General features: G+C 41.3%; 10 protein-coding genes. 1 reads left to right on the top strand and 9 read right to left on the bottom strand.

Features of this window, described 5'->3' with window-relative positions; all coding sequences use genetic code 11:
* Positions 1-20: 20 nt before the first annotated feature.
* Positions 21-1,196, bottom strand: a complete 1,176-nt coding sequence (locus tag BXY41_RS21720; protein ID WP_104438980.1) for a glycoside hydrolase family 5 protein — start codon at positions 1,194-1,196, stop codon at positions 21-23.
* Positions 1,197-1,309: 113 nt separating this feature from the next.
* Here BXY41_RS21720 and BXY41_RS21715 point away from each other — a divergent pair, with 113 nt between their 5' ends.
* Positions 1,310-2,551, top strand: a complete 1,242-nt coding sequence (locus BXY41_RS21715; protein ID WP_104438979.1) for an AraC family transcriptional regulator — start codon at positions 1,310-1,312, stop codon at positions 2,549-2,551.
* Between the two features lie 48 nt (positions 2,552-2,599).
* Here the strand turns inward: BXY41_RS21715 and trpA are convergent, their stop codons facing one another.
* The 8 genes from trpA to BXY41_RS21675 form a co-directional block, all read right to left on the bottom strand.
* Positions 2,600-3,295, bottom strand: coding sequence for a tryptophan synthase subunit alpha (trpA, locus tag BXY41_RS21710; protein ID WP_170072524.1), 696 nt, complete (start codon positions 3,293-3,295; stop codon positions 2,600-2,602).
* Positions 3,295-4,575, bottom strand: a complete 1,281-nt coding sequence (gene ulaA / locus BXY41_RS21705; RefSeq protein WP_104438977.1) for a PTS ascorbate transporter subunit IIC — start codon at positions 4,573-4,575, stop codon at positions 3,295-3,297. Before ulaA ends, trpA begins: the two co-directional genes overlap by 1 nt.
* Before the next feature lie 29 nt (positions 4,576-4,604).
* Positions 4,605-4,883 (bottom strand): PTS sugar transporter subunit IIB, encoded by a 279-nt coding sequence (locus BXY41_RS21700; RefSeq protein WP_104438976.1) that lies wholly within the window; start codon positions 4,881-4,883, stop codon positions 4,605-4,607.
* Positions 4,884-6,911 (bottom strand): BglG family transcription antiterminator, encoded by a 2,028-nt coding sequence (locus tag BXY41_RS21695; RefSeq protein WP_104438975.1) that lies wholly within the window; start codon positions 6,909-6,911, stop codon positions 4,884-4,886.
* A gap of 205 nt (positions 6,912-7,116) precedes the next feature.
* A complete protein-coding gene (locus BXY41_RS21690) occupies positions 7,117-7,437 on the bottom strand; it encodes a DUF4491 family protein (protein WP_104438974.1) in 321 nt (106 codons plus the stop codon).
* A gap of 84 nt (positions 7,438-7,521) precedes the next feature.
* Positions 7,522-7,824, bottom strand: coding sequence for an AtuA-related protein (locus BXY41_RS21685; RefSeq protein WP_104438973.1), 303 nt, complete (start codon positions 7,822-7,824; stop codon positions 7,522-7,524).
* On the bottom strand, positions 7,821-9,179 hold the full coding sequence (locus BXY41_RS21680) for an acyclic terpene utilization AtuA family protein (RefSeq protein WP_104438972.1): 1,359 nt from the start codon (positions 9,177-9,179) through the stop codon (positions 7,821-7,823). The genes BXY41_RS21685 and BXY41_RS21680 overlap by 4 nt, the downstream gene beginning before the upstream one ends.
* Positions 9,180-9,193: 14 nt before the next feature.
* A complete protein-coding gene (locus BXY41_RS21675; RefSeq protein WP_104438971.1) occupies positions 9,194-10,018 on the bottom strand; it encodes an MBL fold metallo-hydrolase in 825 nt (274 codons plus the stop codon).
* Positions 10,019-10,026: the final 8 nt, after the last annotated feature.

Below are 10,026 nucleotides of genomic sequence, written 5' to 3'. Positions count from 1 at the left end.
ATCTTCTCCTCTTTTCTGAATTATATTTTACTTTTTACAGGAAACCAGCCAAAATCCACACATCTTCCCAAATCCCAGCTGTCCCAGCCGCTCCAGCCGCTGGTATTGACAGTATCCGTTAAAAGCTTATAACTCCAGTAAAAATGACCAGAGCCCTTATTCCATGCAGTAAGCTGAGCCTTTGCCACAGCCTGATAGATTTCTTTTTTCTCTTCAGCAGATTTCAGCTCTTTGTCAGATCCCTCTAAACCGTTTAAGACAGTCTGACCCCCTTTTGTATCCCAGCCACATGCCAGAGAATTAAAGAGACACCATTCTCCGCATATTACCGGGACATATGCCTGTACTTTCTCTATCTCATTTGCGAAATGGGTCTGAATATAATCCAGATATTCGTTTAAGTTCTGACCACATCCCATCATTTCTGCCATCATCAGATACTGATGGGTATCCAGAACGATGTTTTGGAAGTTTTCATGTTCAAAGAATTCCTTCCAGCCGGACAAATCAAATGCATCGTGAAAGACCACATGCTTTTCCTCCGGCATAAATGCTCTGATCCTTTTATATGCCTCCCGGTAAAATTGTTTAATGAATGAAATGGGAATTCCGCAGCTTCCCTTTCCCATGGCCTCATCTTTGGGAGGATATCTCTTTTGCACATTCATAAACTCCCAGATTGCTTCCGTAGCCGGCTCATTGAGAACCTCAATTCCCCACAGCCCACTTCTTGTTCCATATCGTTTTGCCAGGCGTTCCAGAACAGTCAGTACAAACTCCACCTCCTGGGGATTCTGTGCCCATTTGCATACGCCGCTGATCCCTCCGTTATCAAATCCGTTCTGGCCTTCCGGTGCCGTATGTAGATCAATCAGTATTTTAAGACCATACTTTTCAGCCCAGTTAAATGCCTGATCAAGCTCATTGATACAGCCAAAAAAAGGCTCTCTGTCACCAAAAATAAAATATGGAACCGGAATACGTATGGTATCCATGCCCCAGGATCTGATAGTCACAAAATCCCGTTCCGTAATATATTCACTGCGATGTATTTGAATCCTGGCTTCGTAAACTTCTTTTGTCAGACTGCGGGGAAGCCAGTATTCATCCGCTGCATCCGTTCCTTCAAATAATCCGGGACTCATCCATTTTTCCAGTACCAGCCAGTTTCCCAGATTTACACCATTTACTTTCATTTATATCTCCTTGTTGTATCATTTTTTAGTTGCTTTCATTTTAAATTAAGTTATACTGATCTTATATCAATATTTACAGTTTTTTATCACGTTTCTCAGTTAAAGGAGTTTGTATGATTACAAATTATTTCATGAAACACATTTCCTATCATCTTCATACCTTTGTAAAATCCTATACAATGGACAAAAAACCCGGAGAGACTGTATGTGCCCGCAAGGACTTTTCTGATCTTCCTTTTTTCTCCCCGGAAGTCAGGGACGCCGTACTTAAAATGAAATCAGAACCTTTTCCCACACTTTCCGCTGTCAACGGCAATATCATTTATGCAGCAGTCCCCGCTCAGAACATGATTTACGTGATTGGGCCAGTGGGCTTTCAGACACAGGTAAATATTAACCGCAGTATTCAGGCTGTAGATATTGACTCCAACTGGATCCAGAGTCTGAGTATCTGTGATTTCGATGCTTTTCTGCGGGATATCCTTCTCATTTATAACCTGTTCCACGAGGAGATGCTTACGGCAGGTGATATCATAAAGGAAAACTGTGTGGATTCCCTGACGAAAGCGCAGATACAGAAGAATTTTTCAGAATTGATCTTTGAGAATCATGAAAATGGAAAAAAACACAACCCATATGATCAGGAGGTCAGGGAATTTTCCAGCATTGAAAACGGAGATATTAAGCAGTTGGAGCAAAGCTGGGCAGAGGACTACACCGGACAGCTGGGAATCCTGGCAAAAGACCGGCTTCGCAGCTTTAAAAATGTCTGTATTGTGGTTATTACACTGGCAAGCCGGGCTGCCATACGGGGAGGTTTAAGCCCGGAAATCTCATTTTCCCTCAGTGACATATATATCATGAAAATAGAAGAATCCAACGATATCGCCACTCTGATTCATATCAAAAACAGTGCGGAATATGAGTATGCCAGGCTGGTACAGGAAGGAAAGGAAAAACAGAAAGGGACACAGAAAATAGAGAAAAATCCCCGCATTGAGGAATGTAAGGATTATATCTTTTCCCACCTTCACGATAAAATCAAGATTGGAGATATGGCTCTGGAGCTTCAGATGAACCCCAACTATCTTTCTGATCTGTTTAAAAAGGAGGAGGGTATATCTATTACAGACTACATTCGAAATGAAAAAATAAAGCTGGCTGAAAATCTTTTAATATATTCCAAATATCAATATATTGAGATATCGGCCTATCTGGGATTTTCATCGCAGAGCCACTTGGGAAAGCAGTTTAAGGAAGTGACTGGCATGACCTTAAAACAATACAGGGACTGTTATGGTGTAAAAGAGTTTATCCACACTGGAAAGAAAGAAAACGCAAAAGCAGAAGCCTGACTGTAAGATAAATCAGACTTCTGCTGATTCTATTAAAACTCCCCTGTTTTAATACGCTCTTTTCAGTTCATCTATGTAGCTTTTTAATGTATCAAATCCTCCCTGCTGATAACGGCGGATAAATTCGGTTCCAATAATAGCGCCGTCTGCACCATTATTCATGACCATGTCTACATCAGCGGCAGATTTGATACCAAAACCTACAAATGCGGGAATGGAAGTAAACGTTTTCACTCTTTTTACTACTTCGATATATTGATCAGGCAGTTTATCAAAAGAGCCTGTTTTTCCTTCTCCCGATACCACATAGGCAAACAGATGATTGTGTTCTAATGCCTGTTTCAGTTCATCATTACTTTGGGACTGACTGAGTACTTTGATTGGATCATGAAGGATCTCCGCCGGATAGTCACCATTGACACAGATAAAACCATCATATAACTCATGTGGAATCTGGGTAAGGAAAAAACGTTCCACACCTTCCTGATATGTCATGATAACAACTTTAAAACGAAAACGGCTGCGAATCTCCTTTAACGAAGCTGCAATGTCTTCCCCGGTTAATCCCTGCTTCAGAATCACTTTGTTTGTTTCACGGATAATCTCCCCATCCATATAAGGATCTGAAACAGGAATCCCAACTTCCACATACCCCGCCCCTCGTTCATCAAGCAACTGAAGAATTTCAAAAAAACGTTCTCTGTCCGGATAATGCAGTGGGATATAAAAAGCCAGATGTTTCATTACATTCCTCCAAACATTCTCAGAATCCATCCTAAAATCGGTCCGTAGAAGGAATAGTCTGTCTCACTTAAGATTCTCATAATCGGTGCATAGGAACCGATCATTGGCAGTAAAAGGGCTTGTCCGAAGATCAGAATCAGTCCATTTACAAAGGATCCGATTATGGCGCCTCTGCGGCCGCCGTGAGCATTTCCGAAGATTGCGGTTACTGCACCGGTGAAGAACGTTGGAATCAGTGCCGGGAATACTACTACCGGATAATTCAGTAATCCAAGAACCATCATTCCCAAAAGTCCTGCAATCAGGCTGGTCAGGAAACCAAGTATCACTGAATTGGGGTAATTGGGGAACAGCAGCGGAATATCCAGTCCAGGTACCGAATTGGGAATAATCTTATTGGCAATTCCGTGGAATGCAGCGATAATTTCGGAAAGCATCATTCTGACACCAGTAATAATAACTGTAATCCACATACCAAAGGATAAACCTTTTAAGAAGCTGAAAACCAGGATATCCTGTCCGCCGGTGACGTTTTCCAGTGCCCAGGAAGGACCGGAAAGAAGGCTGATGGCAAGGAAAAGGATGGTCATGACAATGGTCAGTGATATGGTCATTTCCCTTAAAAAGTTCAGTTTTTTTGGTACATTGATATTCTCCAGATCATGTTCTTTGTTGCCAAAGGCTTTCGCCAGCAGGGAAGAAATAAGGATTCCCACAGAACTGGAGTGAGCCAGGGTAAACCCTTCTCCGCCTTTTACCTCTTTCATAAACAAAGCGACGTAAGCGCAGGAAAATGTCATATAACAGCCAAGTAAAACAGCCCCCACTGCTACTAATGGTATCGTGCTTAAGCTGGTTCCGAATTTCAGCAGTGCTGCTATGAGTCCTGCATAGAAAAAGGATACGTGAGCAGATAAATGTACGTATTTAAAGCGGGTGAATCTTGCAAGGAGAAGATTGACAACAAATCCCAGTGCAAAGATCAGCGCCATCTCTGTTCCGATTCCGGAAAGACTTTCGCTTTGTGCCGCTCCGATATCAACGGGAATTTCAGGCAGATTAAATATTTTTGTGATCATGGTCTGCAAAGGCAGCAGCGACATACCAAGGGTCTGTCCGCCTACATTGATCATGGTGAAACCAATCATGGTTTTGATTACGCTTGGCAGAATCTGGTCCCAGGTCTTTTTCTGCGCAGCCATTCCTATAATTACTACGATTCCAATGATGAACACCGCCTGGCTGAACACATTGCGAATCAGATACATCATTACTTCCATAGTTCTCCCTCCCAGGGCTTGTACACCTGTTATCTCTTCGTATTAATTGCTTCCATAAGCTGTTCTTTCAAATACTGCTTATCCATCATATTATCTATGCGGATAATATGAGCCTTTGAATCTCTTAACACATCAGCAAAATCTGAAGTGGTGATTAAGATATCATAAAAATCCGGGCTCACAGAACCAATATCAGACGCGTCTACCACTGCTTCAATCTTTTCCCCATCTAAAATCTGCTGGGTAAACAAACGAAGCATCATGGAGCTCCCCACTCCTGCACCACATACCGTAACTATTTTTAACATTTAGGATTCCCCCTTTATAATTTTCATGATTTCCTGCTGCGAATCTGCGTTAATAATTTCTTCTACTTTCTTCTCATCCATAAGAATGTCCGCAAGTTCTGTCAGAGCTTTTAAATGAGACTGGTGATCGATGGCACATAGACCAACGACGATTTTAACAGGATCATTTTTCGGATGTCCAAAAACCACAGGCTCTTTCAGTGTAACAATGCTAAGTCCGATCCCAAGTGCCCCTTCTTCCGGTCTTGCATGAGGCATGGCGATTCCGGGAGCAATTACAATGTAGGTTCCGTTGACCTCCACATTTTTAAGCATTGCTTCAATATAAGCTTCATCAGCCAGACCTTTTTCAACAAGCAGTCTGCCGCTCTCCCTGACAGCTTCGTCTCTGCTGCCTGCTGAAAACTTTGCCTGTATTAAATCGGTTGTCAGTATTTCTTTTAGCATAGGTTGATAAATTCCTTTCCTGGGTTCCGTTTTTTCAGAGAACCCCAAATATAGACTCAATTCTTTTTTCAGAGCTGGAATCTGTTCTTCTTTGATATCTGCGTATTTGCGGATAATTCCCATAACATCTCCCAGATGAATTCTGGCAGTTAAAAAGGATAACTGGTTCTGTATTTCTCTGATATCATAATCCGACAGGAACGGACTGACTTTTAATACCTGTATATCTTTCCATTTAAAAGGTACCGTTGAAACAATGAAATCGGGTACGTGTTCCATCAGCCACAAAGCTGCATTGCGAAGGCTGAATGTTCCCAGTATGTTTACATGGAACATGGCTTCCAGTCTGCTTTTTAAGATCTCGGAGGTGCTGATTCCGGCATTGCACACAATAATTACATTGGGCGTTCTGCGTACCTGTTTTTCATTTCTCTCAATTACAGAGGCAAACAACAGTGTGAAATATGATACTTCATGCTCATTAAAATGAACCTTTAGCTTATCCTCTACCAGCATAACCCCTTTTGAGACAGCATCGTTTAGCTGAGAGAAGTTCTCCCTTACATAATCCAGCAGCGGGTTTTCCGCCCACTCTTCGGATAATGCCCTTTTATAGGCTGGCCGGAGATGATTGAGCAGTCCCTCGTACAGCTTTGTATCTGTAACAAATGCTTCAAAGGGATATTCCTTTGTGACTGCTTCGATAAACTGATTGGTTACCAGATGAAAGGGGAGCCATTGCTCAGAAAGCAGTTCTTCATACTTTACCACAGACGCTTCCGTCAGCTTATTCGCCAGATAAAAGCAGTCATCTAAGGACACTTCTGTTTCAAAAATGGATGCAAGCTCTTTTCTTTTCTGTAAAAAGGTGATCTCCTCTCTTGTCAGCGGATCTTTGGGACCTTCCGGAAAGACCTTTCCCATGGAAATTCTTGCATAGGTGACCCAGAATGCAGCCAGCATCCGGTGAAATGAAACATCACTGAGTTCCACGCTCAGTCTCCCTGACACATCGTCTAAAAAAGCTTCACACTTCTTTATGATTTCCAGATCGTTGAACGGCCGGTTTTCAAAAAACAATGGGTCTTCACTGACTGACAGGATCAGTAGATTTCGGATATTTAACTCTTTTGCAATCACACGGTAGCCTTTAAAAGGTGTGGATTCCATTGCAATTGAGTGAATGGCCAGCATTTCTTTTATTTCCTTTAAATCTGCAATCAGCGTGTTTCTGGAGATATCCAGAACCTTGAGTAGATCCTCTACCGTAAACTGGTCTCCTGCCAGAAGTATGGTCTCTACGATCCGTAAACGCCGGATCCGTTGATTGGTTAAAACAAAGTCCGAGGTGGAAGCAAGAAGACTTTCAAATTCAATTGTTAATGGTTCTGCATAATGCAGCTTCCCTTTATCTGCCTGTATCATAGGATATCCGCCTGTCTCCAGAAGCTCATTCAGCTTTTTTACATCGCTGTAAACGGTTCTGGTACTCACCCCAAACTGAGTGGCAAACTCCCGGACTGTTAATTCCCGTTTGTTTTGACAGACAAGTTCAAATATTTTTGGAAGTCGGTTTTCCATGTTTTCCTCCTTTATGTGCTCAGTATAGCATTTCGGATGTTTTGCCCGCAAAACCAATTTACTTCACAGGCTTTGCATACTTTGGTATATAGGGAACGAAAAGAGACACCTTTCAGTGTCTCCCATAACTTACATAATTAAAATGGTTACAGATTAATATCGTCAGTAATTTTTTTCTTATAACCATCTTGTTTGAATTATCTTTTTATTTTTCCTTCCCGCCCAGTTCTGCGGCTTTGATAATTTTTCTTTTTGGATTTTCAGGAAACCACCCCTTCTCCACTCTCTTCTTCTGCTCAAAAATTTCTTTTATACTCCACAAAAGTGAACAGCCAAGGACTGCAGTCAGTGACCGTTCCGTAGAGGAGGGTGACACCAGAGAGATTGCAAAGCACAATAGTCCAAATATCAGAAACAAGGGCCATATTTTTGTTGTAAAATAATACTCTGCCTTAATTACAACCGGATGCAGAAGTCCGATAATTAGAAATGTCCCTATGCCAATGATGATTCCATCATAATTCATTCAGTAGTACCTCATCGCTCTTGCATTTATTACATTGTATTAATAGAATTTCAGGTTTATACGAATAATTCTATTTTACAGCGTTCAGTCAATTTCCATCTCTAAAAGTGCGCTTCCAAGAGACTTTCCATGCATGTCCATCGCCAGGGAGCGTGTGATGCCGCCGCCCAAGGCGTCTTCCATTACAAAATTCAGAGAGCTGATTGTCTCAATCTCATATCTGGTTATTTTTCCATGAACAATTTCCTTAAAATACTCTTTTACTTTTTCTTCCGTCACCTTTTCTTTTATAAGCGCATAATCTTCGTCATGATAGGCAATAACAGAAATAATAGAAATGTTTCCCTTATCCCCAGTTCTGGAATGAGCTTTTTCTTTTAATTTCATGATTCATTTACCTCCAGATATCCAACAGAAATTTCAAAATCTTCAACTGGAATAAATATAGATGCAATACTAACAATATCCTTTATATTTTTAGATGCTCCGCCGCCGCCTGATGGTCCATTGGTATACAAGGCTTCTACTTCATTTCCCACCTGCTCAGCTTCCTCAATCGTCTTTACACGAGCTGCCACCCTCAGCCTTACTTCTGAACTGATCCCTGTATTTAGCTGTTTTGAAATTAAATCTCCGTATAAGGAATTCAATCCGATAAAATCATAACGAATTTCTTCAAAAACAAGACCGATTTGTTCAAATCGTTTTTCGAGGATCTCTTTTGCCAGCTGTGCTCTAGCCAATGCATTGCCCCCGCCATAACTGATTTGTCCTTCGCCAATGTAACAGTCATGGTATCCTACGCTGGTTTTGTATTTACCTGTGGGAGCTTTCCCGGATGCACCATAAATACGTACTCTGTCTTTTCCTTCCTGTTCAATTCTTACTTTGCTAAAATCTGCAATTACATCAGGGGTAAAATAATTTTCAGGATCCTGGATTTCATAAAGTGTCTGCTCCTGTACAGTCTCCCTGGTCACCATACCTCCGGTTCCTGGTAGCTTTGTGACAATTCCTTTACCGTTTTCATCAACTTCAATAATTGGAAAACCAAGATTCCATAACTCAGGCACATCTTTATAACCCGGATCTGCAAAATAACCGCCTGTTACCTGTCCGGCACATTCCAGAAGATGACCGATCCAGGTTCCTTTTCCCAGTTTTTCATATTCATCCATTGACCATCCAAATTCATGACATAAGGGAGCTAAAGAAAGAGACGGGTCTGCAACTCTTCCGGTAATAATGATATCTGCTCCAGCTCTTAATGCATCAACAATACCCTTAATACCAATATAGCCATTTGCCGATAAAATCTCTCCCTGGATATCCGATAATCTACCGCCTGTTTCTAATACCTGGTAATTCAGGTATTTTTCCAGACGATCTCCAATATCATCACCCTTTACATAAGCAATTTTTAGATTTTTCAGTCCTTTTTCTGTTGCCATTACTGAGCAAAGTTTAGCAGCACTCTCGGGATTTGCAGCACCCATATTTGTGATAACTTTTACCTTATGATTTTTTAGTGCATCTAAGATCTTGTCAAACCGATATTCAAATAAATCGTTGTACCCGAGTTCTGGATTTTTCTGTTTTGCTTTTTGTGCAAGAGATATCGTACGCTCTGCAAGGCACTCAAATATGATATAGTCCAGATCACCTCGTTCAATTAACTCAATTGCCGGTTCTATCCGGTCTCCTCCATAGCCTGCACCTGAACCGATTCTAATTTTTTTCATAATCACCCTTCCTTCTACTTTACTTTTTCTGGAAGGTAGAGCAGATTTCCTTCTTTGCCATCCATACGTTCCTGAGTTCCCGGTTTCAGCTTGTGGCAGAGAAACAAGTCATGCCCATACACCTGGAATGAAACGTGATCATCTTTTCCTGCTAATACAAGGTCACAGCATTCAATTACATTATCCAACAGTTCTTTTGGCGAAGTAAATGTGCCATGGTTGCGATATACCACATCATACTGTTCTTCATATTCTTTCAGATGCAACAGGCTCTCCCTATATTCGGAGACATTGGAAGAAAACTGATCCATCAGCATCACTGCAACACCACATGCATCACCAAAAATGGCAATTCTCTCTTCTTTCAGCAATGCGCACATCATTCCTGGAGTATGTCCCTTCACAGAAATCATCTGAATTGTAATTTCACCCAGTTCAAAGCACTGACCATCTATAAGCGGTCTGAATTCCTTATTATAAACCGGTGGTAGTTCACTTATATCTGATACTTGAAGTTTTAAACGATTCTGAGCATCGTAAAGACGGTGTTCTGTACTTGTTTTATAGTCGTATACAGGAAGATCTTCCAGATTCATATAAACTTCATCAAACAATCCTGTAGAACCCATATGATCCAGATGGGCATGTGTTAAAATGACAAAAACCGGACGGCTCGTCAAACCCTGAACATATTCCCTGATATCCCCCAGCCCATTGGTGGTATCCAGCAGGCAAGCTTTTTCTGTACCAACAACTAAATAACAACAGACACCGGTATGATCAATAATACGCCATAGATGAGGACTTAATTTCTCATGAATGTAGCTATAGTTTTTCATAAAATCAT

Source organism: Lacrimispora xylanisolvens, assembly GCF_002934545.1.
Classification (GTDB): Bacteria; Bacillota; Clostridia; order Lachnospirales; family Lachnospiraceae; genus Lacrimispora; species Lacrimispora xylanisolvens.
This window is presented reverse-complemented; position numbering and strand designations above follow the sequence as displayed.

What these genes read in the sequence shown, in the direction of transcription:
- trpA (WP_170072524.1), bottom strand. Translation starts at nt 3,295, where the DNA reads ATGAAACATCTGGCTTTTTATATCCCACTGCATTATCCGGACAGAGAA.
- BXY41_RS21690 (WP_104438974.1), bottom strand. Translation starts at nt 7,437, where the DNA reads ATGAATTATGATGGAATCATCATTGGCATAGGGACATTTCTAATTATC.
- BXY41_RS21685 (WP_104438973.1), bottom strand. Translation starts at nt 7,824, where the DNA reads ATGAAATTAAAAGAAAAAGCTCATTCCAGAACTGGGGATAAGGGAAAC.
- BXY41_RS21675 (WP_104438971.1), bottom strand. Translation starts at nt 10,018, where the DNA reads ATGAAAAACTATAGCTACATTCATGAGAAATTAAGTCCTCATCTATGG.
- BXY41_RS21700 (WP_104438976.1), bottom strand. Translation starts at nt 4,883, where the DNA reads ATGTTAAAAATAGTTACGGTATGTGGTGCAGGAGTGGGGAGCTCCATG.
- BXY41_RS21695 (WP_104438975.1), bottom strand. Translation starts at nt 6,911, where the DNA reads ATGGAAAACCGACTTCCAAAAATATTTGAACTTGTCTGTCAAAACAAA.
- ulaA (WP_104438977.1), bottom strand. Translation starts at nt 4,575, where the DNA reads ATGGAAGTAATGATGTATCTGATTCGCAATGTGTTCAGCCAGGCGGTG.
- BXY41_RS21715 (WP_104438979.1), top strand. Translation starts at nt 1,310, where the DNA reads ATGATTACAAATTATTTCATGAAACACATTTCCTATCATCTTCATACC.
- BXY41_RS21720 (WP_104438980.1), bottom strand. Translation starts at nt 1,196, where the DNA reads ATGAAAGTAAATGGTGTAAATCTGGGAAACTGGCTGGTACTGGAAAAA.
- BXY41_RS21680 (WP_104438972.1), bottom strand. Translation starts at nt 9,179, where the DNA reads ATGAAAAAAATTAGAATCGGTTCAGGTGCAGGCTATGGAGGAGACCGG.